This is a genomic window from Massilia sp. H6 (assembly GCF_024802625.1).
GTDB lineage: Bacteria > Pseudomonadota > Gammaproteobacteria > Burkholderiales > Burkholderiaceae_D > Telluria.
Genome location: NZ_CP103371.1, coordinates 1,881,697 through 1,907,164, shown reverse-complemented (window position 1 = coordinate 1,907,164; position 25,468 = coordinate 1,881,697). Strand labels below are relative to the sequence as shown.

Annotated in this window: 28 protein-coding genes; 11 read left to right on the top strand and 17 right to left on the bottom strand. The window is 62.9% G+C overall.

Annotated features, from left to right (window positions below; all coding sequences use genetic code 11):
- Window positions 1-109: 109 nt before the first annotated feature.
- From NRS07_RS08490 to NRS07_RS08465, 6 genes are all read right to left on the bottom strand, one after another.
- Window positions 110-493 (bottom strand): hypothetical protein, encoded by a 384-nt coding sequence (locus NRS07_RS08490; protein WP_259212497.1) that lies wholly within the window; start codon window positions 491-493, stop codon window positions 110-112.
- Between the two features lie 24 nt (window positions 494-517).
- A complete protein-coding gene (locus NRS07_RS08485; protein ID WP_259212496.1) occupies window positions 518-883 on the bottom strand; it encodes a phage holin family protein in 366 nt (121 codons plus the stop codon).
- Window positions 884-922: 39 nt separating this feature from the next.
- Window positions 923-1,273, bottom strand: a complete 351-nt coding sequence (locus NRS07_RS08480; protein WP_259212494.1) for a YqjD family protein — start codon at window positions 1,271-1,273, stop codon at window positions 923-925.
- A gap of 94 nt (window positions 1,274-1,367) precedes the next feature.
- Window positions 1,368-1,901 carry a bacterioferritin gene (locus NRS07_RS08475; RefSeq protein ID WP_259212493.1) on the bottom strand — a complete coding sequence of 178 codons (534 nt, stop codon included), beginning with the start codon at window positions 1,899-1,901 and terminating at the stop codon, window positions 1,368-1,370.
- A 30-nt stretch (window positions 1,902-1,931) separates the two neighbouring features.
- Complete coding sequence (locus NRS07_RS08470; protein WP_259212492.1) at window positions 1,932-2,873, bottom strand: OmpA family protein; 942 nt, start codon at window positions 2,871-2,873, stop codon at window positions 1,932-1,934.
- Window positions 2,874-2,989: 116 nt separating this feature from the next.
- Window positions 2,990-3,376 carry a DUF4398 domain-containing protein gene (locus NRS07_RS08465; RefSeq protein ID WP_259212491.1) on the bottom strand — a complete coding sequence of 129 codons (387 nt, stop codon included), beginning with the start codon at window positions 3,374-3,376 and terminating at the stop codon, window positions 2,990-2,992.
- 261 nt (window positions 3,377-3,637) lie between these two features.
- Between NRS07_RS08465 and NRS07_RS08460 the strand changes: the two genes are divergently transcribed.
- Genes NRS07_RS08460 through NRS07_RS08450 form a run of 3 tightly spaced genes read left to right on the top strand, consistent with a single transcriptional unit; the run spans window position 3,638 to window position 6,382 of the window.
- Complete coding sequence (locus NRS07_RS08460; protein ID WP_259212490.1) at window positions 3,638-5,698, top strand: AsmA family protein; 2,061 nt, start codon at window positions 3,638-3,640, stop codon at window positions 5,696-5,698.
- A 58-nt stretch (window positions 5,699-5,756) separates the two neighbouring features.
- Window positions 5,757-6,137 (top strand): BON domain-containing protein, encoded by a 381-nt coding sequence (locus NRS07_RS08455; RefSeq protein WP_259212489.1) that lies wholly within the window; start codon window positions 5,757-5,759, stop codon window positions 6,135-6,137.
- Window positions 6,138-6,160: 23 nt separating this feature from the next.
- Window positions 6,161-6,382 (top strand): glycine zipper 2TM domain-containing protein, encoded by a 222-nt coding sequence (locus tag NRS07_RS08450; RefSeq protein ID WP_259212487.1) that lies wholly within the window; start codon window positions 6,161-6,163, stop codon window positions 6,380-6,382.
- A gap of 114 nt (window positions 6,383-6,496) precedes the next feature.
- Here NRS07_RS08450 and NRS07_RS08445 read toward each other — a convergent pair whose 3' ends face one another.
- The gene (locus NRS07_RS08445; RefSeq protein ID WP_259212486.1) at window positions 6,497-7,225 is read right to left on the bottom strand and encodes a Crp/Fnr family transcriptional regulator; all 729 of its coding nucleotides are present in this window, start codon (window positions 7,223-7,225) and stop codon (window positions 6,497-6,499) included.
- Between the two features lie 213 nt (window positions 7,226-7,438).
- Between NRS07_RS08445 and NRS07_RS08440 the strand changes: the two genes are divergently transcribed.
- The 4 genes from NRS07_RS08440 to NRS07_RS08425 all read left to right on the top strand — a co-directional run bounded on the left by NRS07_RS08440 (window position 7,439) and on the right by NRS07_RS08425 (window position 9,595).
- Window positions 7,439-8,179, top strand: coding sequence for a glycine zipper 2TM domain-containing protein (locus NRS07_RS08440; protein ID WP_259212485.1), 741 nt, complete (start codon window positions 7,439-7,441; stop codon window positions 8,177-8,179).
- Window positions 8,180-8,360: 181 nt separating this feature from the next.
- Window positions 8,361-8,588, top strand: coding sequence for a hypothetical protein (locus NRS07_RS08435; RefSeq protein ID WP_259212484.1), 228 nt, complete (start codon window positions 8,361-8,363; stop codon window positions 8,586-8,588).
- Between the two features lie 94 nt (window positions 8,589-8,682).
- Window positions 8,683-8,829 carry a lmo0937 family membrane protein gene (locus NRS07_RS08430; protein WP_259212483.1) on the top strand — a complete coding sequence of 49 codons (147 nt, stop codon included), beginning with the start codon at window positions 8,683-8,685 and terminating at the stop codon, window positions 8,827-8,829.
- Window positions 8,830-8,923: 94 nt separating this feature from the next.
- Complete coding sequence (locus tag NRS07_RS08425) at window positions 8,924-9,595, top strand: OmpA family protein (RefSeq protein ID WP_259212481.1); 672 nt, start codon at window positions 8,924-8,926, stop codon at window positions 9,593-9,595.
- 110 nt (window positions 9,596-9,705) lie between these two features.
- Here NRS07_RS08425 and NRS07_RS08420 read toward each other — a convergent pair whose 3' ends face one another.
- Window positions 9,706-10,542 carry a branched-chain amino acid aminotransferase gene (locus tag NRS07_RS08420; protein ID WP_259212480.1) on the bottom strand — a complete coding sequence of 279 codons (837 nt, stop codon included), beginning with the start codon at window positions 10,540-10,542 and terminating at the stop codon, window positions 9,706-9,708.
- Window positions 10,543-10,670: 128 nt separating this feature from the next.
- On the opposite strand from NRS07_RS08420, the gene NRS07_RS08415 reads away from it, so the two are divergent.
- Entirely contained in the window at window positions 10,671-12,809 is a 2,139-nt protein-coding gene (locus NRS07_RS08415) for a site-specific recombinase (RefSeq protein WP_259212479.1), read from the top strand.
- Window positions 12,806-14,194 (top strand): cardiolipin synthase, encoded by a 1,389-nt coding sequence (gene cls, locus NRS07_RS08410; protein ID WP_259212477.1) that lies wholly within the window; start codon window positions 12,806-12,808, stop codon window positions 14,192-14,194. The genes NRS07_RS08415 and cls overlap by 4 nt, the downstream gene beginning before the upstream one ends.
- A gap of 36 nt (window positions 14,195-14,230) precedes the next feature.
- On the opposite strand, the gene NRS07_RS08405 is transcribed toward cls, so the two are convergent.
- Both NRS07_RS08405 and NRS07_RS08400 read right to left on the bottom strand, forming a co-directional pair.
- Window positions 14,231-15,064 (bottom strand): metallophosphoesterase, encoded by an 834-nt coding sequence (locus tag NRS07_RS08405; protein WP_259212476.1) that lies wholly within the window; start codon window positions 15,062-15,064, stop codon window positions 14,231-14,233.
- Window positions 15,065-15,102: 38 nt separating this feature from the next.
- Complete coding sequence (locus NRS07_RS08400) at window positions 15,103-15,831, bottom strand: phosphatase PAP2 family protein (RefSeq protein ID WP_259212475.1); 729 nt, start codon at window positions 15,829-15,831, stop codon at window positions 15,103-15,105.
- Between the two features lie 164 nt (window positions 15,832-15,995).
- Here NRS07_RS08400 and NRS07_RS08395 point away from each other — a divergent pair, with 164 nt between their 5' ends.
- Both NRS07_RS08395 and NRS07_RS08390 read left to right on the top strand, forming a co-directional pair.
- Complete coding sequence (locus tag NRS07_RS08395; protein WP_259212474.1) at window positions 15,996-16,208, top strand: hypothetical protein; 213 nt, start codon at window positions 15,996-15,998, stop codon at window positions 16,206-16,208.
- Between the two features lie 124 nt (window positions 16,209-16,332).
- Complete coding sequence (locus tag NRS07_RS08390; RefSeq protein ID WP_259212473.1) at window positions 16,333-17,349, top strand: sulfate ABC transporter substrate-binding protein; 1,017 nt, start codon at window positions 16,333-16,335, stop codon at window positions 17,347-17,349.
- Between the two features lie 114 nt (window positions 17,350-17,463).
- On the opposite strand, the gene NRS07_RS08385 is transcribed toward NRS07_RS08390, so the two are convergent.
- The 7 genes from NRS07_RS08385 to lldD all read right to left on the bottom strand — a co-directional run bounded on the left by NRS07_RS08385 (window position 17,464) and on the right by lldD (window position 25,428).
- A complete protein-coding gene (locus NRS07_RS08385) occupies window positions 17,464-17,901 on the bottom strand; it encodes a hypothetical protein (RefSeq protein WP_259212472.1) in 438 nt (145 codons plus the stop codon).
- A gap of 95 nt (window positions 17,902-17,996) precedes the next feature.
- Window positions 17,997-18,941, bottom strand: coding sequence for a porin (locus NRS07_RS08380; RefSeq protein WP_259212471.1), 945 nt, complete (start codon window positions 18,939-18,941; stop codon window positions 17,997-17,999).
- A 418-nt stretch (window positions 18,942-19,359) separates the two neighbouring features.
- Window positions 19,360-20,007, bottom strand: coding sequence for a YitT family protein (locus NRS07_RS08375; protein ID WP_259212469.1), 648 nt, complete (start codon window positions 20,005-20,007; stop codon window positions 19,360-19,362).
- Window positions 20,008-20,366: 359 nt separating this feature from the next.
- A complete protein-coding gene (locus NRS07_RS08370; protein ID WP_259212466.1) occupies window positions 20,367-22,298 on the bottom strand; it encodes a TRAP transporter large permease subunit in 1,932 nt (643 codons plus the stop codon).
- Window positions 22,295-22,879 carry a TRAP transporter small permease subunit gene (locus tag NRS07_RS08365; RefSeq protein WP_259212465.1) on the bottom strand — a complete coding sequence of 195 codons (585 nt, stop codon included), beginning with the start codon at window positions 22,877-22,879 and terminating at the stop codon, window positions 22,295-22,297. The genes NRS07_RS08370 and NRS07_RS08365 overlap by 4 nt, the downstream gene beginning before the upstream one ends.
- Window positions 22,880-22,957: 78 nt before the next feature.
- Window positions 22,958-24,109 carry a TRAP transporter substrate-binding protein gene (locus tag NRS07_RS08360; RefSeq protein WP_259212464.1) on the bottom strand — a complete coding sequence of 384 codons (1,152 nt, stop codon included), beginning with the start codon at window positions 24,107-24,109 and terminating at the stop codon, window positions 22,958-22,960.
- A gap of 188 nt (window positions 24,110-24,297) precedes the next feature.
- Entirely contained in the window at window positions 24,298-25,428 is a 1,131-nt protein-coding gene (gene lldD, locus NRS07_RS08355) for an FMN-dependent L-lactate dehydrogenase LldD (protein ID WP_259212463.1), read from the bottom strand.
- Window positions 25,429-25,468: the final 40 nt, after the last annotated feature.

Sequence of the window (25,468 nt, the reverse complement as noted above, 5' to 3'; positions counted from 1 at the left end):
CCACCAGACCCGCAAGCCCAGGCATAAAAAAACGGCGTCCAGTAACTGCGACGCCGCTCAAGCCCCACCATATCTTTGCCGGCGGTGTCATCCCGCCGTCTCCAAACGATTATTGCGCTGCCTGATTCCGGCGCTTGTTCAGGTAATACCCGATGGCGCCCAGGACCAGGGCGCCGCCCGCTACCTGCCTGCCCATGCGGCGATGGCGGACAAAGTTGTATGCTGCCATTGCGTAGGGCATCAGGGCCGACACGCTCGTGCCGGTTGGCCTGAGCATGGCGTCGGCGCGCTCCCGCAGCGCCGAGGTCGCGTGGTCCATGACGCCATGCAGCATCACCTCGGGGTGGGCGCTGTGCCGGATCTGGGCCTTGGCACGAGCCACGTTGTTGCGAAAGAATTCGCCTTCGCGCAGCAGTTCCTGTTTGCGGATGACTGGATCCGTGCTGTGCTTGTGGCCGGCAAGACCGGTCGTACCTTCTTCATGTTTGTGCATCGTTCCCCTCCTTCATGGCGCTGCTCAACGCAGCATGTCGCGGTCGTTCTTGAGTTCTTTCATCGTCGCAGGGAAACCAAGTTTATCCTGCTTGATCAGCGCCAGGCCCTTGGCCACGAGCACGCCGGTAATGACGAGAAACACGAGAAACAGGATCAACAGGATCTTCCAGCCCATCTCGTCCCAGGCCAGCGCGACGATGGTCGCGGTGCCGTAGGCGATGGCGAACCAGATGGCAAGCAGAGCAGCCCCGAAGATTGCGACCAGTTCGATGACATGGTTGCGCACATCGGCCAGCTCGAGCGATGCCAGTTCGACCCGCGACACGACCAGGCCGAACAGGCTCTTCATCAGGCTGGAGATCCCGCCCATGAGGCCGGGGTTATGCATGAGATTCTCGTCTTTTTCCATGGTAACCCCCGGCGCCGATTATTGCTTACGGCTCAGCAGCACACCGAGCAGCACGCCGACACCGGCGGCGACCGCCACGGTGCGCCATGGATTGTCCTGGACATAGACGTCGGCCTCGTGCGCCAGTTCGCGGCCCTTGGCCATGGCCTGGCCCTGATACTGGCCGGCACGACCCAGCGCGCGGTCAAGCATTTCCATGCCGCGCTCGCGCAGTTCGTCGGCTTTCACGCCGGTGAGCGAAGCGGCCGCGGTCAGCATTGCCTGGGCGTCGCGTACCAGTGCCTTGGTGTCGCTCTGGGCATCCGACAGATGGCTATCGAACGATTGGGCGTGGGCTTGGGATTTCATGGTGCGGGTGGTATCGAACATGGTTTACTCCGTTGTTATTAATGGATGAGTCAAAATACATGGAAAAACGCGGTGCCGGTTTGCGCAGGCAGTTGGCCGCACACCGGCCGGGCCGTCAGGACATCAGGTCTGCCATGTCGTCGGCATGCTCTTCTTCGACCGCCATGATGTCGACCAGCATGGCGCGCGTGGTTGGATCCTTGTCGCCTATCGCCAGAATCATCTGGCGATAGGATTCAATCGCCACGCGTTCGGCGATCAGGTCGGCACGGACCATCGCCTGCACATCGTCCGAATCGTCGTATTCGGCATGGCTGCGCGCGGTCAGCGTGGCCGGATTGAAGTTCGGCGAGCCGTTGAGCTGCACGATGCGTTCGGCAATGCGGTCGGCATGGTCTTGCTCTTGCTGCGCGTGCTCGAGGAATTCGGCCTTGATATGGCCGGTGTTCGGGCCGCTCACCGTGAAGTAGTGGCGCTTGTAGCGCAGCACGCACAGCAACTCGGTGGCGAGCGCATCGTTGAGCATGGCGATGACCGCTTCGCGGTCGGCCTGGTAGCCCTCGGTGACGGCGCCGTCGTCGAGGTTGGCCGCCGCGCGGCGGATCGCCGCGATATCAAAGCCATGCGCCAGGTTTTTTGTTTCTTCCATGATGTTTCCTTATAGCTTGAATGAATCCGCTCAGCGCGCGCCTGCGCGCGGCGGAATCTGCGCGCCCTCGTTCGACAACACGATCTCGACACGGCGGTTTTGCTGGCGGTTGCCGGCGGTATCGTTAGCGGCGACAGGGAATGCTTCGCCGTATGCCTTCATGGCGATGCGGTCACGCGCTACGCCCATGCCGTGCAGTGCCGATGCCACGGCCTCGGCCCTGCGCTGCGACAGTTCCATGTTGTAGGCAGAGCTGCCAACGCTATCGGTAAACCCTTCGACCAATACGGTGCGGTTCGGGTTCTGCGTCATGACGTCGGCCAGCTTGCGCAAGGTCGACATGGCGTTCGGCGTCATGGTCGCCTGGTTGGTGGCGAACAGCACGTCGCCGATCGTCACGACGTAGCCGCGCTCGGTCTTGACGGCTTGCAGTTCGACCAGCGTGGCTTCGAGCATGGCGGCGCGCTGGAGCAGCGCCGCATTTTGCTGCTGGGCGCTGGCGGCTTGCTGGCGCGCGGCTTCGGCCTGTTGCTGGGCCGACTGCGCCTGCATCTGGGCCTGGGCGGCCTGGGCCTGGGCGGCTTCGGCCTCGCGCTTGGCGCGGTCGGCTTCGGCGGTGCGCGCCTCCAGGCGCATTTCGGTGCGCTGGCGTCCGGCGTCGGCGATATTGGCTTCCGCGGCCTTGCCTTTGGCAACTTCCATCGCGGTCGCAATGCGCTGCTTGGCCAGATAGGCCAGGCGGTCGACATCACCCAGGCTTTCGCGGCGCGCGGCAGCGGCATTAGCCTGGTTCAGCGCATCGCTGGCCTGCTTGAATTCGAGCGGCGCGTATTGCGACACCAGCGGGTTGTTGTTGGCAGAGACAAAATCGGCACGCGCCTGGTCGAGCGTCGGCGTGCTCATCGGGGCGGTAGCGCAGGCTGTGGCGAGCACGGCGGCGGCCAGTAGCGACATTGTTGAACGTGTTTTCATGTGCTTGTCCTTTTCTTCCGGGAATGCCGCAAGTTGCGACCTTCGGTGATGGAGTGTTATTTTTCTACAGGCAGCCGCCAGCTTGGCGCCGCTACCCTGCTAGCGCTTGTGAACGCTCAGTTCTGCGAATTGGCGCGGTCAACTTCCAGCTGCAGCACGCGCAGGTCTTCGTTCAGGGCGTTCGACGCGGCGGTAGACTTGGCGGTAGCTGCCTTGCTCTGCGCCAGCTTGGCATCGGCCTGGGCCTGGATCGCCAGTTCGCGCGCCAGCTTGTAGTCCTTGGCGGCGAGCGCCTGGTTGGCGCGGATCATTTTGTCGCGCGCCAGGTTGATCTCGGCTGGCGCCAGTTCGGCAGCGCCGGCAGAGACAGCGTTTTCGACGGCATTGCGCGAAACGGCCACATCGGCAGTCGCCGGGGCTCTTTGCGGGCTGGTGCAGCCGGCCAGGACCAGCAGGGCGACGGCAGCGGCCGCCAGGTGGGTCATCGGGTGTTTCTGTTTCATCGCGTTCCTCCTGTGATGAGTTCTAGAATCCATGTCGTCATTCCTTGCAATTAAATCAAGTGAAATGACGCTCTATGGTCAAGGCAATGTTCCAGATAACGTTATAAACCTGTTATCGTCTTCCTTCGGTTCGCTGCCGCACATTGTTCGCGGAACGATTGATACTCAACCGCAGAGCGTTCGGCAACGCACATCAATCATCCCGTGCACTGCGCTAAGCTAGACTAAACGACATCACCATTCATACTGGGAAGGACCGCCATGCCCGACACCAATCCGCCGGCGGCGCAGGCCGGGAATTCGGCGCGCCGCAAGAAGATCATCTTCAGCCTTCTCGGATTGCTGGTAGCGCTGCCGGTCATTGCGATCGTGCTCGTGCTGAGCTTCGACTGGAACCGCGCACGGCCCTGGATCAACGCCAGGGTGAGTGACGCAATCGACCGCCCGTTCGCGATCCGCGGCAACCTGGACGTCGAGTGGGAGCGCCCCGCCCAGGCGATGACCGCGGCCGAGCGCACCTGGCGCGACCAACTTCCCTGGCCACACCTGATTGCCAATGATGTCCACGTCGGCAACCCGGCCGGCCTTCCGGCCCAGGACATGGCCAGCGTGCGCCAGTTCTCGTTCTCGCTCAACCCGTTCGCACTGCTGCAGCGCACGGTCGGCATCCCGCTGCTGCGTGTCGACGGCCCGCGCGTCGACCTGCTGCGCCTCGATACCGAGCGCAACAACTGGACCTTCACGCGCAACCAAGAGAGATCACGCTGGAATCTCGACCTCCAACGCGTGGTACTGACCGAGGGGGTGGTGCACATCAAGGATGCGCTCACCAAGGCCGACGTCACCGCGCTGGTGCGCACGCTCGACCAGGACCCGCGTTACGGCATCGGCTGGACGCTCGATGGCAGTTATAACGGCGCCAAAGTCACCGGCGGCGGCAAGGGCGGCGCGGTGTTGTCGCTGGAGCAGCAAGGCACGCCTTATCCGGTGCAGGCCGAGATGCGCTCGGGCCGCACCCGCATTGCCGTCGAAGGCACGGTGACGCGTCCGTCGAAACTGGCTGCGATCGACCTCAAGCTCGAGCTCGCAGGTCCCAGCATGGACCAGCTATACAATTTCAGCGGCGTGGTGCTGCCAACCACCGGCCCCTACTCCACCTCGGGCCGCCTGACCGGAACGCTCGGAGAAGAAAGCCACTGGGTCTACGACGACTTCAAGGGGCAAGTAGGCGCGAGCGACATCCGCGGACGTCTCGAATACGCGACCGGCGCGCCGCGCCCAAGATTGTCGGGCAATGTGCGCTCGAAGCAACTGGTCTTCAAGGACCTGGCGCCGCTGATCGGTGCCGATTCCAATGCCGCCAAGCGCGAGCGCAATGCCGATGTGCTCCAGCCGTCGGGCAAGGTGCTGCCGGTTGAACAGTTCAAGACCGAGCGCTGGAACAAGCTCGATGCCGATGTGCGCTTTGCCGCCGACCGCATCATTCGCGATACCGCCTTCCCGATCAGCAAGCTGTCGACCCACCTGAAGATGCACAACGCCGTGCTCACGCTCGCACCGCTCGAATTCGCCATGGCCGGTGGCACGGTGCGTTCGAACATCCGCCTCGACGGGCGTGGCCGCAAAGGTCCGGAGGCGATCAAGGCCCAGGCCAAGGTGGCCGCGCGCAATATCGACATCGCCAAGCTGTTCCCCAAGATCGAACAGATGAAAGCCACCGTCGGCAAGATGAATGGCGAAGCCAACCTGACTGCGCAGGGCAATTCGGTCGCGAGCCTGCTGGCCGGCTCCAACGGCGAGTTCAAGACGCTGATCAGCCAGGGCCAGGTCAGCAAGATGCTGCTAGAAACGATGGGATTGAACGTGGCGAATATCGTCATTACCAAGCTGTTCGGCGATAAACAGGTGCAGCTCAACTGCCTGGCCACTGATTTCGCGGTTACCAACGGCATCGCAAAGACCCGCATCTTCGTCGTCGATACGCAGGAAGCCCTGATTACCGTGGCGGGCGCCATTAACCTGGCCGACGAGCAGATGGACCTGCGCATCGATCCCAAGACCAAGTCCCTGCGCCTGTTCTCCCTGCGTTCGCCGCTATATGTGCGGGGGCCGTTCAGCGATCCGGATGTGTCGGTCGACAAGGGCGTGCTGGCGATGAAGGCTGGCGGCGCTGCCGTGCTGGCCGCGATTGCGGCACCACTTGCGGCACTGCTGCCCCTGATCAATACCGGGCCTGGCGATAGCGCCGACTGCGCCCGCCTGCTGGCGCAGGCACGCGAGAAGCCTCAGGCACCGCCCCCTGGCCAGACCCGGCGGCCATGAGCCCACGGCCGGCGCGTTCCAGGCTGCAGCCAGACGAAAGTATATTTTGCACTACTGTGTGTTGCCGAACAGATCAGATGAAGCGAAAAAAATATTCTTGTCTCATGGATTCGACAAACATCTTCGCAAGATGAAACAACTAGGTACAACCGCCCTGCTCGCCGCGCTGTTCCTGGGGCAGCTTGCAGGATGTGCGATGTCCGGTAGCGTCGGACCAACGGCGCAAGCCGTGGACGACGCCACCATTACCGCAGGTGTCAAGGCCGCCATCGTGCGCGATCCTGCACTCAAGGCCACCGAGATTGATGTCGGTACCGAGCAGGGCGTAGTAAAGCTGAGTGGCTTCGTTGGCTCGGCAGATAGCGTGGCGGCCGTGGCATCGGTTGCCCGGACCGTAAAAGGCGTACGATCGGTCAGGAATGACCTGCGCTTGAAATAACCCACCGTTTAGGAGATTTACACATGAAAACCATCAAACAATTCGTCGTTACCGCTTCGCTGGCAACCCTGGCCCTCGGCCTGACCGGCTGCGCCGGCATGTCGCAGCAAGACAAGAACACCGCGATCGGCGCTGGCGCCGGCGCGGTCGTCGGCGGCGTCCTGACCGGTGGCAGCCCAGTGGGCACCGTGGGCGGCGCAGCTGTCGGCGGCGTGATCGGCAACCAGGTCAACAAGACCAACTAAGCTGTTCGAGAGCGATACAAGAAAGCCCGGCTAGCCGGGCTTTCTTGTTTTGGGGAGCCCATCGCCTGGCCCGATTCCGAAGCGGCGAGCTCCTGCGCCCCCACCATCTGCCGGCTACATGACGCTCAGCGCCGGCTGGGCGCCGACCTCCCTGACAATTTCATAGCAGGTGCACGACGCCGCCGCCAGGCCTTCCGGATCGAGGATCTCGATGTTGCCGCGGCTGTAGATGATCAATCCTTGATGCTGTAGCGCACTGGCAGCCTTGGTGACGCCGACGCGCCGTACGCCGAGGGCGTGCGCGAGGAACTCGTGCGTCAGGTGAAACTTGTCCGATTGCAGCCGGTCACGGGTGACCAGCAGCGAGCGCGCCAGCCGCGCTTCGAGCACATGGAATCGGCTGCAGACCGCGATCTGGATGGCCTGCGCCAGCTGGGTATCGGTATAGCGGTACAACACCCGCTGCAGCGCCGCGTTGCGCGCCACTTCGGTCCGGAAACAGGCGCTATCCATCCGGCTGGCGCTGCCTGCGCGCTGCACCACGGCGCGCACCTGGGTAGTTTCATGACCAAGCGCGACGGTAGCGCCAACCATGCCTTCGCGGCCGACCAGGCCAACTTCGAGCGTCATGCGGCCTTCGGCCACGCCCATCAGGGAGATCAGGCAGTCGTGGGGAAAATAAATGTAGCGCAGCGGGTCGCCCGCCTCGCACAGGATATCGCCAACCTCGACGGTAACCGGGTCCAGTAGCGGCAATACCTGGGCGAGTTCTTGCGGCGGCAGCGCAGCCAGCAGCAGATTGCTGTTGTGCTCGGCAAACGGCGGCGGTACGGCAAAATTCATTGGATTCTCGTAGTGGAGTGCAGGATGCAAACCGCGGGGCGGTTATCGGATACATTTGCAAACAATTTTAGGCAGCGTAACCGTGGCGCTACGCGCGAGTATGTACGGTGACGCACGGAACCCCTTGTTGTTCCTGAGGACAATCGGGTCATGACCAGGCTGCCCGGCGTACCAACGCAGGGCCCATACAAGACCAACCCGAAAGGACGCCACATGAATACCTCCCCTACCCCTCCAGCACGGGGTCGCCTGCATCCCCTGATGATCCTGGCCGCAATTGCGGTCCTATTGTTCAGCCTGGTAGGCACAGCTGCCATCCTGGGCTGGCTTCCATCGTCGGTGGGCGGCACCGGCGAACGCCAGCTCAGCGATGCCGACCGCATGGCACTGGCGTCGACACTGCCGCCGGGTGGCCAGCCTGCGTCTGGCTATCTGCAGGCGCCCGCTGGCTACCCCGCAGGGGCAGCCGTGCAGCCGCAAGCCTACGCACCGGCGCCCACCTATCCTGCTGCCCAGCAACGTGAAACGCTGCCGGCAGCGGTACGTAACTATGAAGAGCCGGCACGTGAGCGCAAGCAGGCCGTGCAGGTCGCGGCAGCCGATACCGGCCGCAACTGGTGCTCGAACTGCGGCAACGTGGAATCGGTGCGCACCATCAAGCAACGCGCCGAGGGCAGCGGCCTTGGCGCCGCCGGCGGCGCCGTGCTGGGCGGCCTGCTGGGCAACCAGGTCGGCGGCGGCACCGGCCGCACCCTCGCCACCGCTGCCGGCGCCATCGGCGGCGCCGTGGTCGGCAACCAGGTCGAAGGCAACATGAAGGCCACCACCACGTACGAAATCCGGGTGCGCCTGGACGACGGTACCGTGCGTACCTTCAACCAGACCAACCCGCCAGCGTGGCGTAGCGGCGACCGCATCCGCATTGTCAAGGGTCGTCTGCGCTCGGTTGCCTGATCCAGGTCGTAATGGACTGAAAGGCCGGGATTGCGCAAGCATCCCGGCCTTTATTGCAGCTGAATAGTTTTCTTTGAAGCAATGTGCGCCATCGCACGGATTTATTGATGAGCTAACCCGACAATGGAATCACGCGAACAATGCGTGCGGTGCAGACAATAACCATTGGGAGGGACGCATCATGAACAGCCTGGCGTGGATCGGCATCATCATCTGGGGACTACTCCTGGCAAGCTTTGGCTTGCTATCGGCCCCAGCCCCTAGCGACGTCCAGGCAGGCGCCGTACAGCCGCACGACGTCGTGTTCCTGGTGGCAGGCGGCATCATCACCTGCCTGATCGGCATCACTGGCCTGTTCGGCTTCATGGGCTGGATCCCGGGCATGCGCAAAGACAAGCACTGCGCCTGATAGCCGGTGCGTTCGCCATCGTACAGAGGCCGATAGCCAGGCCTGCCATACTGGTTTGACAACGCCGGAGCGCGTGTTTCTACCGAGGACACCCATGCTTTATACAATCGCTGTCATCCTGATCGTCCTGTGGCTGCTTGGCCTGGTGACGTCATATACCATCGGCGGCTTCATCCATATTCTGCTGGTGGTCGCCGTCGTCATGATCCTGGTTCGCCTCATCAGCGGCCGAAGCATATAGAATTTCGCAGTATTTTTGTTAAAACCGATCCGTTTCGCGGTCTTACCCATGGGGGTATGACGGCGAAACGGATTCTGAATCAAGGAGATTTACCATGCAAAAGAAAATCAGCAAACTGAGCAAATCGGTCATCGCCGCCACCATCGTCCTGATGACCGCCACCGGTTGTGCCGATATGAGCGCCACCCAGCGCGGCACCGCGCAAGGTGCCGGTATCGGCGCCGGCCTGGGCGCCATCCTGGGCGCCACCACCAGCGGCGGTGGCGGTGGCCGTGCCACGCGCGGCGCCGTCATCGGCGGTGCGCTCGGTGCAGTCGCCGGCAACATCTGGTCCAACCGCATGGAAGCCCAGAAGCAGGCCATGGAGCAAGCTACCCGGGGTACCGGCGTGCAGGTCAGCCAAACCTCCGACAACCGCCTGAAACTGGAAATTCCAAGCGACGTGTCGTTCGATACCGGCCGCTCGGACATCAAGTCCAACTTCCAGCCGGTGCTGCAGCGCTTTGCCACCACGCTCAACGAGAATCCGTCCACCACCGTGACCATCATCGGCCACACCGACAGCACCGGCTCGCCGGACATCAACCAGCCCCTGTCGGTGGACCGCGCGGCGCGCACCCGTGACTACCTGGCGAACCGCGGCGTCAATCCGAACCGCATCACCATCGAAGGCCGCGGCGAACGCGAGCCGATCGCCTCGAACAACGATGCATCGAGCCGTGCACGCAACCGCCGCGTCGAAATCTACGTCGCCGAGCGCGGCTGATCCCGAACCGCACCGTACGTGGTAACTGAAAGGCCGGCTTTGCCGGCCTTTTTCGTGGACGAAGGGTTCGTGCCCTAGCGGCCGGCCCGCGATGCCCTTACGCGTCTCGCTCAGCTTTTCTCAGTAAACGCCAGGTACAGTTCGCGCGCGCGGCGCGCCACCGGTCCTGCCTCCATGGCGTAGCTTTCGAAGCGCGTGCATGGCATCACCTTGCCGTAGTTCCCGGTGCTAAAGATCTCGCGCGCACTCAACAGTTCTTCCGGTGCCACACTGCGTTCGTGTACTGGCACGCCTTGCGCCGCCAGCAGCGCAATCACGCGGGCGCGGGTAATGCCAGCCAAGAAGGTGCCATTGAGCTTGGGCGTGACGACGGCGCCGTCGCGCGCCACCAAGAACAGGTTCGAGGTGGCGAATTCCGCCACCATGCCTTCGGCATCGAGCACGATCGCCTGGTCGAAACCGCGCGCGCTGGCCTCGCGCATGGCACGCGTCGAGTTGGCGTACAAGGCTGACGCCTTGGCATCGGTCGGCGCCATGCTCGGCTGCGGGCGTAGCAAGGTCGACAGGCAGGCCGAAAACCCGGCAAAGGCCGGCAGCGGCGCGTCGAACAGGGTCAGCGCGAACCGGCTCCCCTCGGGCACCGGGATCAGGAAGCCGTCGGTCCCGAACACCAGCGGGCGGATATACAGTTCGGCATCGGCCGGGAACCTGGCCACGCCTTCGCGCACCAGCGCTTCCATCTCGTCCACCGACAGCGGGCAACGCAGGCCCAGCTTCTCGGCCGACACGATCACGCGTTCCAGGTGCGGGCGCAGATCGGGCAGCTTGCCGCCAAGGGCGCGGGCGCCATCGAATACCGACGAGCCCAGCCAGAGGCTGTGGTCCATTGCGCCATAGAGCGGCACATTGCCTTCGTTCCAGTTGCCGTTGAAATAAGTCAGGTACATGGATTTCCCGTCGGTTCGTGTATCACGCAGCACGCCAGTGTAACCGAGCGACCAATCTATTGTTCGGTGGCGAACTATGTTTCCCTGATGACTCGCGTACACTACGGCTTTCAACACCTTCATTGCCCATGCTCGACATTCTAGAACGGATCGATCCCGACAGCGACCGCATCGACCTGCTGGTCGACCTGGTCGATTGCCTGCGCCCGCGTCACCGCTGGGTGTGGCAAAAATCGGACGATCCGCTCCAGGCAGTACGCACCCTGACCCAGCTCCTGAAGGGTAACCCGCTCCAGGCGTGGAAACTGCACCACTACATCACGACCCTGCTGGAGAGTCGCCGCCATACCAGCCTGTACAGCGACATCGGCATCCTGTCGAACGACGGCTTCGTTACCGAACTCAAACGCCGTATCAGCTACCGCTTCCTGCCGCCGGCACTCAACGACCTCTATCTGTCCGATGCGCTGAACCAGGTGCTATACGCGGAAACCGACTACGAATGGATCCGCGCGGTGCCCAAGGCCGAATGGATGGAACTGTTCGACGTGATCGCCAATGCCCCGCCCCCGCTGGAGAACATCGACGCACCGATTCCATCCGAACGTGCGCGCTATGTCACTGTCATGGGCATCCTCGACGCGATTCGCACGCTGTCGTGCCGCATCTGCGCGCTGGGCCTGGAACCGCGCCTGGTGCATAGCTATAGCGAGATCGAAAACTTCGACTCGCCCTTCTTGATGCAGAACATCGAGGTCAACCACTACCTCGACGAGTACGGACGCTATCTCGAAGGCAAGCTCGACTCGCCGGAGCCGGCGCGCCACCTGCTGGTGATGCTGGATCAATGCCAGGACGTGGTGCTCAAGATACGCCGGGGCGGAGCCAGCACCGGCACCAGCGTGGCCCTGACCTATCTGCTGGTGGCGCTGCAGCAGAGTATCGACCGCCTGCATAAGCTGCTCTACCTGGTGGACGTCAGCGGCGCGCTGCCGTCCGCGTCCACCGGTAACGCCGTGGCCAGCCCGGTCGCCACCCCTGCCGGGACGGTAGAGAGCGAACGCCGCTTGGCGGCGGTGGCGCTGGCCGAGGAACTGATCGAGGCGCACAACACCAAATACAAGGTACGCGGCCTGTTGCGCGACAACGTCGACCTGCTGGCGCGTAACGTGACCGAAAACGCCAGCCGCACCGGCGAGCACTATGTCGCGGACACCCGGCGCGCGCTGCGCCACATGTTCCTGTCGGCCGCCGGCGCTGGTTTCATCGTTGGCTTCATGGCCATGTTCAAGATCATGCTCGGCTACCTGCGCACCGCACCGCTGGTCGAAGCCTTCTTGTTCAGCATGAACTACTCGCTCGGCTTCATCCTGATCTACGTGCTGCATTTCACGGTCGCCACCAAGCAGCCGGCCATGACGGCGCAGCATATCGCAGCGTCGTTGCACAAGGCCGACAACGGTCGCGGGCTCGACGTCGACAGCCTGGCGACGCTGGTGAACAAGGTATTCCGGACCCAGATCGTCGCCGTGCTGGGCAATATGGCGCTGGCCTTCCCGGTGGCGTGGGCGATTGCGGTCGGCTACAAGGCGATCAACGGCAACCACATGGTCGACCCGGTCAAGGCCTACCACCTGCTGGCGGACATCGACCCCTTCCATGGATTGGCACTGTTCTACGCCGCCATCGCCGGCGTCTGGCTGTTCGTGGCAGGCTTGATCTCGGGCTATTACGACAACAAGGCCCTGTACACCCGCATGGGCCAGCGCGTACGCCAGCTGCGCAGTTTGCGGCGTCTGCTGGGAACCGAGCGCCTGGGCCGCTTTGCCAACTACATCGAAGACAACCTCGGCGGCCTGGCCGGTAACTTCTTTTTCGGCCTCATGCTCGGGCTGACCGGCACCGTCGGCTACCTGCTTGGCCTGCCGCTCGATATCCGCCATGTCACCTTCTCGACCGCCAACCTGGCCACCGCACTGGTTGCGCTCGACCAGCAGCTGCCACTTGAAGCCGTGCTCAACGGCGCGGCCGGGGTGGCGCTGATCGGCGCCGTCAACCTGTTCGTCAGCTTCGGCCTGGCCTTGTGGGTGGCGATGCGCTCGCGCAAAGTCCAGTTCAAGCGCGGTATCCTGCTGATGCGGGCCCTGGGCCGCCGTTTCCTTGCCGCGCCAATTGATTTCTTCCTCGGTCCGAAAGACACTCCCAAGGACCACGTGCTGCCTGGCAGCGAACACTGCAGCGACCTCATCGTGAGAGAAACCAAATGAACAACAAGCGCCTGACCAGCTTCATCGGCTTTCTGGCTTTCGTTTGCGTGGTGGCCTCTTGCAAGAGCCTGCCCGATGCCGGATCGCTGCCCGATACGCCCATCAAGCGCACGCCCACGGTAGCGACGCAGCGCGGCATGCTCGACGTCAAGCAGGCTTCGCAGCTGCTGTCTAAGCGCTGGTCGAACGCAACGGCCGACCTCAAGGGGCTGGCGGTGCTCGAGGAGCAGGCCACTGGTGTACCGCTCATCCCCGGCAACAAGGTGACGCTGCTGTTCGACGGGCCCGCCACGATGCGCGACATGATGAACGCGGCGCGCGCGGCCACCACCTCGATCAACCTCGAAACGTATATTTTCGACCAGGATCCGGTCGGCCTCGAGTTCGCCGACGTCCTGATTGCCAAGCGGCGCGAGGGCGTGGTGGTCAACATCATGGCCGACGGCGTCGGCACCCTGGCCACGCCCAAGGAATTCTTCGAGCGCCTGCGCGCGGCCGGCGTCAATGTGCTGATCTTTAATCCGGTCGATCCCACCAAGCGTCCCGGAAAATGGCAGCTCAACAACCGGGACCACCGCAAGATCATGATCGTGGACGGCAAGATCGGCTTCACTGGCGGCATCAACATCAGCGAGACCTATGCCAACAGCTCGCTGTTTCGCTCGAAGAAGCGGGCCAGCACCGCCGACCACTCGAAAATCGGCTGGCGCGACACCCATATCCGCATCGAGGGTCCGGCGGTGGCGACGCTGCAATGGGCCTTCATCGACAACTGGGTGCGCCAGGATGCGGGCGATTTGCCGCGCGTCGATTATTTCCCGCGCCTGGCCCCGGCCGGCGACAAGGTCATGCGCGTACTGGCCACCTCGCCCGACCGCGATTCGGAAATCTACAAGTCGCTGATGATCGCGATGAACGAGTCCAGCAAGTCAATCCACATTACCTCGGCCTATTTCGTCCCGGACCAGCAGATCGTCGACTCCCTGATCGCGGCGGCCAAACGCGGTGTCGACGTCAAGCTGGTACTGCCGGGCGTCTCCGATCACCAGCTGATCAAGTATGCAGGCCATGCCTTCTACGAGCAGCTGCTCGCCGGCGGCGTCAAGATCTTCCAGTTGCAGGTGGCCGTGCTGCACGCCAAGACGGCCGTGATCGACGGCATCTGGTCGACGATAGGTTCGGCCAACATCGACCGCCGCAGCTTTATTCACAACTACGAGCTCAACGTGGTCGTACTGGACCCGGCCTTCGCACGCGAGATGGAGAGTGCCTTCAACGAGGACTTGCGCCACTCCAGGCAGGTGACGCTGGAGCAGTGGCGCCAGCGCCCGTGGAAAGACCGCCTGAAGGAACTGGCCGGCCGTTTGGCTGAATACTGGATCTAGACGATCTGGTCGTGCGCCGCTGTGCGTAGCGCACGATCAGATCGCCGCCATCAGTCCCTCGTTTTGCGCCGTCCATATATTCCCCGCGCGGATGAACTTTTCGGTGGCGACCAGTTCGAAATGGTGGTGCACCGCGTCCCACCCATAGCGGTCGATCTCGACTTTCTGCGACTCGACCCGGACCACGTTGAATGAATTGACCTCGCCGCGCCCGCGGGTCGAGGTGGCGGTTCCGGCCTGCACCACCAGTGCCGCGTATTCGCAGATCTGGTAACGCTGCGCAGTGCTGCCGGTGTGGCTGGCATGCATATGCCCTCCCATCAGGATATCCACGCCGCTCTGCGCAAAAGACTGCATCGCGCGCGGCGCACGGTTGACCAGGTCGCCGTCCTCGAAATGGTCGGGCAGGTCGAACGGATGGTGGCCGACCACGATACGCGTGACCGAGGCGGGCACCGCTGCCAGCTGCGCCCGGATCGCCGCCAGCTGCTCACGGCTGACGCGGCCATCCTTGATGGTCAGCGAACGCGCCGTATTCACGCCGACGACCGCGATCTCGTCGTCCAGGTAGAACGGTGCAAGCTCGTCGGTAATATAGCGCTTGTAGCGCGCCAGCGGCTTCACGAAGCGCCGGAACACGTTGTACAGTGAAATGTCATGGTTGCCGGGCACGATGATCTGCGGCCCCGGCAGGGTATCGAGGAAGGCCCGGGCTTGCTCGAACTGTTCCGACTTGGCACGCTGGGTCAGGTCGCCCGACACCACCACCACATCCGGGGCGATGTGCTCGATCCGCTCGCGCAAGGGCGCCAGCAACGTGTGGTCGACGCGGCCGAAATGCAGGTCCGACAGGTGTACAAGAGTGCGCATCGATAATTCCTAGTCAATCGGTTCCATGGTGATCGGATTCACTTATCTTGTGGTGCGACCGCAGCGCCTGCGCGCCGTGCGCGCGCCCGCGCGCGGCGGTCCAGCGTGGTGGCCCCGGCGATGCAGATAGCCAGCCAGCCGCAGCCTTCCACGGCCGCCGCCAGCACATCGGATAAATAATGTACTCCAAGATACATCCTTGAGAAGGCGACCGTCGCCACCATCGCCAGCGCCAGCACCAGGGGCAGCACCCTGCCCGGCCACGACCGTGCATGGCGCGCGGCATAGCAGGCAATGAAACCATACAGCACCGTGGCGGCCATCGTGTGTCCGCTCGGGAAACTGTAGGTGCTCAGCTGCAGCAAGGGTTCGTCGAAATGCGGGCGGGCGCGCTCGAACGTATGCTTTAGAAGCACGTTCAATATCAGACCGCCCGGGACCGCGCTGGCCAGTGCGACCAACCAGTAACGCTGGCCACGCCGGTACAGGCAGCCAGCGGCCAGCGCCGCCAGCCCCAGTATTCCTGGGGTGCTATGGAGGTGCGTTACGGCCATCAGGAACTGACGCAGACCGCCGTTGACGCGTGCATGCGCGTGCAGCCAGTGGGCCAGTTCCAGGTCGAGTCGGGTGATCGGGGCGCCGGCGACCATGGCACCGGCCAGGTGGGCGAACACGGCGGTGGCGATGACGAGCATGGCCACGCCCAGCGTCAGGTGCAGTCCGTATTCGCTCTCGGGAGACAAGCGCTCGGCGGTGAAACGTTGCAACCGGGAACGCGTTTTCTTGGGCATGAAGATGAAGGTGGGGGCAGTTGGCGAAAAAACTACAGAATTAAATTTTCACTGTACATCCGAACAGTAACTGTAGATTTATACAGTGGTTGTGCTATCCTTTAGTTACTCCAACGAATTTAATAAAAGGAAAACACATCATGACCACCCTGAACAGCTCCTTCGGCCTGGAATATGCCCCTGTCCCTTTTATGCTGCGCATTGGCCAGCGTGAACTCCTCGTCACCCGTGATTTCCGCAAGCGCTATTATGCGGTCAACCCGGTCATCGAATGCGATACCGGCGTCGAAGCGGGCCACGTTGAAATCCTTTTATTCCGCCGTTGGCTGCTGATCCTGTCGAAGGCGCACTGAGCCCGACACGCGGCAAGCTGTCGTTATGCAAAAAAACACATATCGTTAGGCGAATTAATTCGTTCCTTCAGGGGGAGCCCGTGTCGTAGCCTAAGGCTTCGACTTCGCCCCTTGAAAGAACGATATGTTTCGAAGAAATTTTTTGACCGTACTAGCCGCAGCTGCGCTGCTGGTTCCACCCCTGGCAGCTGCGCCGGCGTTTGCGGCAGACCTCACGCTGCTGAACGTGTCCTACGATCCGACCCGTGAACTGTATCAGGACATCGATGCCGCATTTGCCCGCCACTGGAAAGCCAAGACCGGCGACAGCGTCACGATTAAACAGTCGCACGGCGGCTCCGGCAAGCAGGCGCGCGCAGTCATCGACGGCCTGCCGGCCGATGTGGTCACGTTAGCGCTTGCCTACGACATCGATGCCATCAGCGAAAAGGGGCTAATCGCGCCGAACTGGCAGGGGCGTCTGGCGCACCGCAGCGCGCCTTACACCTCGACCGTTGTTTTCCTGGTCCGCAAGGGCAACCCGAAAAATATCCGTGACTGGGGCGACCTGGTCAAGCCAGGTGTATCTGTCATTACGCCCAACCCGAAAACCTCTGGCGGCGCGCGCTGGAACCATCTGGCGGCATATGGCTACGCCCTGCGCCAGCCAGCTGGCTCGCCAGCGAGTGCCCGGGAGTTCCTTGGCAAGCTGTACAAGAATGTTCCGGTGCTCGATTCGGGCGCGCGCGGCGCCACCACTACCTTCGTCGAACGCGGCATCGGCGACGTTTTGCTGGCCTGGGAGAATGAAGCCCTGCTCGCCCTGCGCGCGCTGGGAGCGGACAAGTTTCACATCGTCGCGCCTTCGCTGAGCATCCTGGCCGAGCCCCCAGTCGCCCTCGTCGACAAAACGGTCGACAAGCGCGGAACTCGCCAGCTGGCGCAGGCCTATCTTGACTTTCTGTACAGCGACCAGGGCCAGCATATCATCGCCAGAAACTACTACCGCCCCGTGATGCATGGGCAGGCACAGAAACCTGCGTCGCAGTTCCCGAATATAAAGCTATTCCCAATCACCGAACTCGGCGGTTGGCGGCAGGCACAGAAGCTGCACTTCGCCGATGGCGGCTTGTTCGATCAGATCTACGCACCCGGAAAGTAAGCCGGCCTTGGGTTCACCGATGTCCGCCGCGCAGGCCGGCAGCTTGAGCAGCATTGAACCATGCCAATGCTGCGATTGCCTTCTTTGATAGCCGTGCTGGTCGACGATCACACCCTATTTGCCGCCCTTGGTCTGGCCCGGAGGCTGGCTCGAGAGAAAGTCGGTGTCGTCTTCGGTCAGCGGCAGATCGGGGATCGAAATGATGCGGTCGGTATCGATATCGGCACCGTCCCTGGACACCGTATCGCGGCCAGCCGTGGCGCGTTCGCCGGTGCCGCCCATGTCGCTGTCGCTCGAAAAATTGGCGTCGCCAACGTCCGGACCGGCGGTGCCGTCGGCGTGGCTCGCTTCGAGGTCGGAGGTGGTGCCGCCGTCGAAGTCGAGAATCTGGTCGGGGTCGAGCGCATCGGCAAAGCCAGGGCCGCCTACGACGTCGCTGCCGGTGTCCGAGATATCGCTCGGGCCGAGGGCGTCAATACCATGGCCCTTGCCGAGACTGCGGTCCGGACCTTCCGGGAAGTTATCCGGATCAAGTGTGCTGATGCCTGTCATGTTGCCTCCAAAACGTTGATTAGCCGGGCTGAAATGCCATGAAGACAGGCTACCGTTTTTTGCAACAGCGCGTCGCCGCGCACGCCCGGCACGCGCTAGAAACCGCGCCGCATCCCGACGTTGATCGCGCCGCTGCCGCCCGGGCGCATGCCAGTGTTCGGAAAACCGTTGGTTTGCCGGATATGCGAATAGGCGGCGTAGAAATCCATCCGCCGCGACACCGCATAGGTGGCGCCGATGGCGATCTGGCGCGCATCGCGGTTGGCCACTTCGCGGTCGTTCTTGCGGATAAAGGACGCCAGCAGCGTGGTGGCACGCCCGAGCGGCACCGCCACCCCGCCCAGCACGTCGCGGCTATTGGTCGACTGGGTCGTCGAGATGACCCCAGCGCCATAAGGATTATCCGGATTGAACAGTGGCGAACTGCCCCAGCCGCGATTGGCGCTGTAGGCAGCGTACGCCGTGCCCCAGCCGAGCCGCAGGTTGGCGGCGATGATCGAGTTCTTGGCCGCCATGGTGATCCCAGTCTGGTTATAGCGGGTGATCTTGGCCACGTTGCGGTTCTGGTGCGCGGCGCGCAATGTGAACAGGCCGGCGCTGACACCGACCGTCATGCCCCAGGCGCGCCCGGACGGCGAACCGTCGATGTCGCCCTTGCCCCACGACGAACCCGCCATGAAATTGTTGTGCCGGCCCTGATAGCTGACGCTGTCGTCGGCCTGCAGCGTAGCGCCAGCGGCACCGATGGCGTTGCCGGCCATGCCGCCATGGAAAGGGTCGCCGACGTCGTTCAAGGCCTGGAAGTCGAGGTTGTACTGGCGCCCGACCGTCAGCGCGGCCGCTTCGGCTTGCTGGCGCGCCGCGGCTTCATCCACGGTTTCGAGCATGAAGATCGCCGGCGCGTCGCTTGGAAGCTTCGCAGCACCGGCCCTGCCCGGCTCGGGCACGGTCGCGCCGCCGGCGTCAATCGCTCCAGCGTGGGCCGAAGCACAAACCGCGCTTGATGCGAGCACGGCACATGCAAGGATAGTCATCTTCATGGCGTTCTTCCCTCTCTGAAACAGAGTTATCCGCTTCTTTGGCGAACCGTTCCGTCTCATACCGCACACAAATCTGCAGCCTGACCAAAATCGGGGCTGCCTGGCGAGCGTGCCCGACGATTACGTCCATGACTTGTTCTACACCGTAGAGCGATCGGACACAAGGACTAATCAACCGTGCAGGGGACCCGGGACGCGCCGTGGCTGGGCATGATGCGTTGGAGTTACTTGGGATGGCAGAGCTGCCAAGACGGGCAACGACAAGATATTCGCGTCAAGGCGCGAATGTGAAGGCAACCGCAGACGGGATGCGGTCGAGCCGTGGGGCCTCGCCCGTTACCGGGCGAAACCGAGGCGATGACGATGGGGAAACAGCGGGATGAGACCGCGCTTGCCGGCTCGATCGAGCCGGTAGCGCTCAGTTACCGAAGTAGCGACCCGGACGGTGCCAGGCCATGACCATGCTGCTCATGGCGATCGCGCTCAGCGACGACCAGCCCACCAGTTGCGGCGAGACCAGCAGCAGCGCCGCCAGCAGGATCACGGCGTCAATCAGTACCTGGGTGCGGCCGGCATTGATGCCATACTGCTTTTGCAGCCAGAGTGTGACGATACCGGTGCCGCCGACGCCGGCGCCATGGCGCGCCAGCGCCAGAATACCCATGCCGCAAAAGGTGCCGCCACCGAGCGCCGCCAGCATCGGCTTTACATGCCCGATGACCAGCCCGTATGGCACGAGCTTGAGCATGGCCATGACCAGCACACTGACGGCCAGCGACTTGATGGTAAAGCGCGCCCCCATGAACAGGTAGCCGAACAGGAAGAACGGCAGATTAATGAGCATGAACAACATGCCGACCGAATAGCTGGTGGTGTACGACAGCAGCAGCGAGATACCCGCCACGCCGCCCGTGATCAAGCCAGCTGCCTGCAACAGCAGCACTCCCATGACGACAAACAGCACGCCCACGCAGATTCCGTACAGATCGTCCAGCATCGAATGCGGCTTGACAGAGGCCGGGCCGTTCGCCTGCACGCCGGAGGACGGCATCGTTCCCTGCATCATTGCCATGCCCCTGCACGCACGTAGACAGGCGCAGGCACGGTATGCGTGGCGCATGGGAGGGACAGCAAGCCGGGCGGGAGATCTTGGGTCATTTTCCTCGGGGTTCGGAACGAAAACTGGTCGTCGCAGTGCCACACCAGGCGCTGTTGACGACAACATACGGGAACGTGGATGGTACTACCGGGTAACGCTGCGTATTATTACCGATGTTGCAGCGCAATGTAAGACGACGAATCCATATGTCAGTCATTCATGATTCGAATAACGAGCAACGCCAAGGTCGCGGGGATTCATGGCTTGGGCATAGCTGGACCCCGCAGGAGGCCAGTTAGATGGCCGCCTACGGGTGGTTGATTGACTTATTTATACAATACGTTTGGCAGCCACAGCCCGATTGCTGGGAAGGAATACAGCAGCACGATGCCCAGCACCTGGATGCCCATGAAGGGCAGCATCCCCATGAAGATCTGGTTCAGGGTAACGTGCGGCGGCGCCACTCCCTTCAGGTAAAAGGCCGACATTGCCACCGGCGGCGACAGGAAAGCGGTCTGCAGGTTCATGGCCACCAGCAAGCCGAAGAACAGCGGATCGATATTGAAGTGCGCCAACAGCGGCACGAAGATTGGCATGAAGATGACGATGATCTCGGTCCATTCGAGCGGCCAGCCGAGCAGGAAAATCACCACCTGCGCCAGGATCATGAACTGCACCGGGGTCAAGTCCATTCCCAGCACCCAGGCGTTGATGATTTCCTGCCCGCCCAGCAGCGCGAATGCGGCCGAAAAGATACTCGAGCCGACGAACAGCCAGCACACCATCGCCGTGGTCTTGGTGGCCAGGTGGGCCGAGTCGCGCAGCAGGTTGAAGTTGAACCGGCGGTAGGCGATCGCCAGGATCAGTCCCCCGAACGCACCCATCGCCGCTGCCTCGGTCGGCGTGGCCAGCCCAAACACGATGCTGCCGAGCACCGCCAGGATCATGAAGGCCAGTGGAAACAGTGAGCCGAGCAACATCTTGAAAATTTCCAGCCGCGCAAAGCTGAAGAACACGTAAAAGAGCAGCATGGCGGCCGCGCCAACCGCGAATACGGTCCAGAACGTATCGGAAGCGGGCTTGGCAAGTTGCACCTGCCCGGGGGTCGCAGAATCAGCCTGGATGGTCTCGGGGCTGGCAGGGTTGGCCGGCGCGGCCGGCGCAGGCGCTGGCGCGCCGCCCTCCACCGGCGGCTCGGCCAGCGTGTCCTCGGCGGGCGGCTCTTCCAGGCCACCGCCGTTGCTGCTGGCGTAGCTGTCGACATTCTGCTGCATGCCCATCTCGACCAGCTCGGTCGGCGCGGCATCGGGCGCGGTGACGATGCGGTAGCTCACTCCCATGACGGCAGCAAAGGCCAGGGCCGGCAGCAAGGCCACGAACAGGTTCGACAACAGGGTACGGTTTGAGACCTGCGTGGCCAGTGGGCCCTTGATCGCGCGCACCAGGCCGGGTACCGCACCCTTGTTGTAGGCTCCCGGAATCGCCTTGGTGAAGGCCGGCAGCGCGACGACGCGTTCGGCAGCCGGCAGCGGCGGCGCCCAGGACGGTTTGAGCTTGGCGATCAGCAGCACATAGCCCACATACAGGCTGGCGAGCATGATTCCGGGGAAGAAGGCCCCCGCATACAATTGCACCACCGAGACGCCGGCCGTCGCTCCATACACGATCAGTAGCACCGAGGGCGGAATCAGGATGCCCAGGCAGCCACCTGCGGTAATACAACCGGCCGAGAGCTGGGTGCTGTAGCCAGCCTTGAGCATGGCCGGCAGCGCGAGCAGCCCCATCAGCGTAACGACCGCGCCCACGATGCCGGTAGCCGTGGCAAAAATGGCGCAGGTGACGATGGTGGCCACCGCCAGCGAACCCGGAATGCGCGCCATGGCGAGGTGCAGGCTCTTGAACAGTCGCTCGATCAGGTTGGCGCGTTCGACTAGGTAGCCCATGAAGATGAACAGCGGGATCGAGATCAGCACGTCGTTGGCCATCACCGAATAGGCGCGCTGCACCATCAGGTCGAGCGTGAGTTGCACCGCCTGGTCGGGGTCGCTGCTATAAAAGGCGAACCAGGCGAACATCATGCCCATGCCCATCAGGGTAAAGGCGGTCGGGAAGCCGAGCATGATGGCCACCACCACCAGCGCCAGCATCAACAGGCCCAGGTGGCCGTTGCTCATGTCGGCGGGGGCCGGCATCAGCACGAACAGGCTGACGACGATGGCCAGCAGGATCGACAGGCCAAACCAGATTTCTTTTCTCATTTTGCCGGTCCTCCGTCCGCGTGCACCATGGCCTTGAGTTTGTCGACGTCGACTTCTTCGACGTCGGCTTCGCGCGCCGGCCATGCGCCATTGCGCAGGCAGATCACGCAGCGCACGATTTCCACGCAGCCCTGCAGCAGCAGCAGGATGCCGGCGAACGGAATGACCATCTTGAACGGATAGAGCGGCGGGCCGTTGGCGGTGAGCGTGGAATGCTCGCGGATGGCGAACGATTCGGCAGCGTAGGTGTAGCCGGCCCAGCACAATGCCACCACGCCGGGAATAAAGAACACGAAGTACAGCAGCAGGTCGAGCCCGGCCTGGAGGCGCGGCGGGAAGAAGCTGTACAGCACATCGCCGCGCACGTGGCCGTTCTTGGCCAGGGTATAGGCGCCGGCCATCATGAAGGCGGCGCCGTACATCATGATCATCAGGTCGAAGGCCCAGGGGTTGGGCGAATTCAGGGCATAGCGCGCAAACACTTCCCAACTGATGAGGAAGGTCAGCGCCACGATCAGCCAGGAGAAAGCCTGGCCCACCAGGCTGCTGAGCCGGTCGACGAAAAACAAAACGTTCTGCATGTAGCTGCTCCCGGTCGCCAAAAAAGCGCCACCCTCGTTTTCGAACGGGGGTGGCGCGCATGAAGCTCAAGACGAGGCTTATGCCTTCTTGGGCGGCGCCTTGCGACCGAAGTAGTGGTTGTAGGCCATGCGGCGCGGATTGTTGGTGTCCATGTCCCACTTCATCGCACGCTCGGCGAAGCTGCGCATCGACGCCTCGACCTTCTTGAACAGCGGATTGCCGGCGCCCTTCTTGGCGACCACCTCGTCCCAGAGCGCCAGCTGCGCCTGCAGCAGCGAGTCAGGTGTCTTGTAGAACTTGACGCCATCCTTGGCCTGCATGTCGCGGTAGTCCTTGGAATAGCGGTCGACCGCCTTCCACGACATGTCGGACGACGCCGCCTCGACCGCGTTCTCGATGATCGCCTTGAGCTTGGCGGGCAGCGCGTTGTACTTGGACTTGTTGAAGGTGATCTCGAAGGTCTCTGAGCTCTGGTGGAAGCTTTGCAGCATGCAGATCTTGGATACGTCGGGGAAACCGAGCAGCCGGTCGGAGCTGGCGTTGTTGAACTCGGCGCCATCGAGCAGGCCGCGATCCATGGCCGGCACGATCTCGCCGCCCGGCAGCGCATTGACCGCAGCGCCCATGGCTGTGAACAGGTCGATCGCCAGTCCGTTGGTGCGGAACTTCATGCCCTTCAGGTCTTCTTTCTTGCTGATCGGCTTCTTGAACCAGCCCAGCGGCTGGGTGGGCATCGGTCCGGTGAGGAAGGAAACGACATTCGCGCCGATGCCGTTATACAGTTCGGCCAGCAACTCCTTGCCGCCCCCGTACTTGTGCCATGCCAGCACCATGTTGGCGTCCATGCCATAGGCCGGGCCCGAGGTCCAGAGTGCGATCGCGGCCTGCTTGCCGTAGTTGTAGCCCATCACGCCATGGCCGCCGTCGAGCGTGCCCTTGGAGACCGCATCGAGCAAGCCGAAGGCCGGCACCACGGCGCCGGCCGGCAGTACGTCGATCTTGAGTTCGCCGCCGGTCATGTCATTGACCTTCTTGGCGAAATCAAGCGCGTATTCGTGGAAGATGTCCTTGCTCGGCCAGGTACTCTGGAAGCGCATCTGCTTGGGCGTTTGCGCACTGGCAATCATGGGGAAAGCCAGCGTGGCGCCGGCAGTACCGGCGGCCGCGCTTCCGAGGAACTTGCGACGATTAGGTAGAGATTGATTCGACTCCTTGTCACCCTTCTTCATGCTATGTCTCCTGTCTAGTTTTAATTACATCGACTGAATCAAACCGCGCATAAATTTTGGCTTCGAGAAATAACGCTCCTCGAGACGACGCCACACATCCGTCTGAAGAATGTGCTTGTTTCCTTACGGATTGCTTACGTGATGAGTCATCAAGAAAAGCGGGACAGGTTCTCGTGGCATGAAGGCGGTCAGGCCAGCAGATGCGGTCCGATCTGCGCTACCGACTTCACGCCGGTGAGCACCATGTTGGTACGCAAGTCCTTTTCGAGGATGTCCAGCAGGCGCTCCACCCCGGCCTGCCCCTGCGCCGCCAGCGCGTACACGAAGGCCCGTCCCAGCAGCACCCCGTCGGCGCCCAGCGCGAGCATGCGAAATACGTCGGTGCCGGTGCGAACGCCGCCGTCGGCGAAGATCGTCATCTTGCCCTTGACCGCATCGGCAATCGAAGGCAGTGCCTGCGCGCTCGACAAGGCGCCGTCGAGCTGGCGGCCGCCGTGGTTGGACACCACGATGCCGTCGGCGCCAAATCCGAGCGCCGCGTTGGCATCGTCGGCGTCGAGGATGCCCTTGAGGATGAGCGTGCCCTGCCACTCGTCGCGGATCCATTGCAGGTCTTGCCAGCCGATGTCGGGGTCGAAGTTCGCACCCAGCCACCCGATGTAGTCTTCGAGGCCGGTGGCATGGCCGCGGTAGGCCGAGATATTGCCGAGATCGTGGGGACGCCCGTGCAGGCCGACATCCCAGGCCCAGCGCGGGTGCCGCATCGCCTGCCCCATGCGCCGCAGCGGGCCGTTCGGACCGCTCATGCCGCTATGGGCGTCGCGGTAGCGGTTGCCGGGCACCGGCATGTCGACCGTAAACACCAGGGTGGTGGCGCCGAGTTCCCAGGCGCGCCGCATCACGTCGCGCATGAACGCGCGGTCTTTCAAGACATATAGCTGGAACCAGATCGGCGCCGATGCCTGGGCAGCGACCTCGCCCAAGGAGCAGACCGAGACGGTGGACTGGATGAAGGGAATCCCCTTGTTGCAGGCGGCGCGCACGGCCTGCACCTCGCCGCGGCGGGCGAACATACCGGTCAGGCCGATCGGCGCGAGCGCGATCGGGAGCGCGCTATGCCGGCCGAACCAGCAGGTGGTGAGGTCCAGTTGCGAGGATCCGCGCAATACCTTCTGGCGCAGCTTGACTTGCTGGAGGTCGTCGACATTGGCGCGCAGCGTCTGCTCGGCGCCCGCCCCGCCGTCCAGGTAGTGAAACAGGAATGGCGGAAGCCTGCGGCGCGCGGCTTCGCGAAAATCGGTGGCGGACGAAATGATCATGTGCGGGGGCAGTCGCAGAGAATGACGAACCCAGCATAGC

Coding starts and splice junctions, on each gene's coding strand:
- NRS07_RS08390 (WP_259212473.1), top strand. CDS start 16,333: ATGTTTCGAAGAAATTTTTTGACCGTACTAGCCGCAGCTGCGCTGCTG.
- NRS07_RS08440 (WP_259212485.1), top strand. CDS start 7,439: ATGAATACCTCCCCTACCCCTCCAGCACGGGGTCGCCTGCATCCCCTG.
- NRS07_RS08435 (WP_259212484.1), top strand. CDS start 8,361: ATGAACAGCCTGGCGTGGATCGGCATCATCATCTGGGGACTACTCCTG.
- NRS07_RS08470 (WP_259212492.1), bottom strand. CDS start 2,873: ATGAAAACACGTTCAACAATGTCGCTACTGGCCGCCGCCGTGCTCGCC.
- NRS07_RS08370 (WP_259212466.1), bottom strand. CDS start 22,298: ATGAGAAAAGAAATCTGGTTTGGCCTGTCGATCCTGCTGGCCATCGTC.
- NRS07_RS08380 (WP_259212471.1), bottom strand. CDS start 18,941: ATGAAGATGACTATCCTTGCATGTGCCGTGCTCGCATCAAGCGCGGTT.
- NRS07_RS08430 (WP_259212483.1), top strand. CDS start 8,683: ATGCTTTATACAATCGCTGTCATCCTGATCGTCCTGTGGCTGCTTGGC.
- NRS07_RS08445 (WP_259212486.1), bottom strand. CDS start 7,225: ATGAATTTTGCCGTACCGCCGCCGTTTGCCGAGCACAACAGCAATCTG.
- NRS07_RS08460 (WP_259212490.1), top strand. CDS start 3,638: ATGCCCGACACCAATCCGCCGGCGGCGCAGGCCGGGAATTCGGCGCGC.
- NRS07_RS08485 (WP_259212496.1), bottom strand. CDS start 883: ATGCATAACCCCGGCCTCATGGGCGGGATCTCCAGCCTGATGAAGAGC.
- cls (WP_259212477.1), top strand. CDS start 12,806: ATGAACAACAAGCGCCTGACCAGCTTCATCGGCTTTCTGGCTTTCGTT.
- NRS07_RS08490 (WP_259212497.1), bottom strand. CDS start 493: ATGCACAAACATGAAGAAGGTACGACCGGTCTTGCCGGCCACAAGCAC.
- NRS07_RS08425 (WP_259212481.1), top strand. CDS start 8,924: ATGCAAAAGAAAATCAGCAAACTGAGCAAATCGGTCATCGCCGCCACC.
- NRS07_RS08475 (WP_259212493.1), bottom strand. CDS start 1,901: ATGGAAGAAACAAAAAACCTGGCGCATGGCTTTGATATCGCGGCGATC.
- NRS07_RS08415 (WP_259212479.1), top strand. CDS start 10,671: ATGCTCGACATTCTAGAACGGATCGATCCCGACAGCGACCGCATCGAC.
- NRS07_RS08365 (WP_259212465.1), bottom strand. CDS start 22,879: ATGCAGAACGTTTTGTTTTTCGTCGACCGGCTCAGCAGCCTGGTGGGC.
- NRS07_RS08465 (WP_259212491.1), bottom strand. CDS start 3,376: ATGAAACAGAAACACCCGATGACCCACCTGGCGGCCGCTGCCGTCGCC.
- NRS07_RS08385 (WP_259212472.1), bottom strand. CDS start 17,901: ATGACAGGCATCAGCACACTTGATCCGGATAACTTCCCGGAAGGTCCG.
- NRS07_RS08375 (WP_259212469.1), bottom strand. CDS start 20,007: ATGATGCAGGGAACGATGCCGTCCTCCGGCGTGCAGGCGAACGGCCCG.
- lldD (WP_259212463.1), bottom strand. CDS start 25,428: ATGATCATTTCGTCCGCCACCGATTTTCGCGAAGCCGCGCGCCGCAGG.
- NRS07_RS08420 (WP_259212480.1), bottom strand. CDS start 10,542: ATGTACCTGACTTATTTCAACGGCAACTGGAACGAAGGCAATGTGCCG.
- NRS07_RS08480 (WP_259212494.1), bottom strand. CDS start 1,273: ATGTTCGATACCACCCGCACCATGAAATCCCAAGCCCACGCCCAATCG.
- NRS07_RS08360 (WP_259212464.1), bottom strand. CDS start 24,109: ATGAAGAAGGGTGACAAGGAGTCGAATCAATCTCTACCTAATCGTCGC.
- NRS07_RS08450 (WP_259212487.1), top strand. CDS start 6,161: ATGAAAACCATCAAACAATTCGTCGTTACCGCTTCGCTGGCAACCCTG.
- NRS07_RS08395 (WP_259212474.1), top strand. CDS start 15,996: ATGACCACCCTGAACAGCTCCTTCGGCCTGGAATATGCCCCTGTCCCT.
- NRS07_RS08405 (WP_259212476.1), bottom strand. CDS start 15,064: ATGCGCACTCTTGTACACCTGTCGGACCTGCATTTCGGCCGCGTCGAC.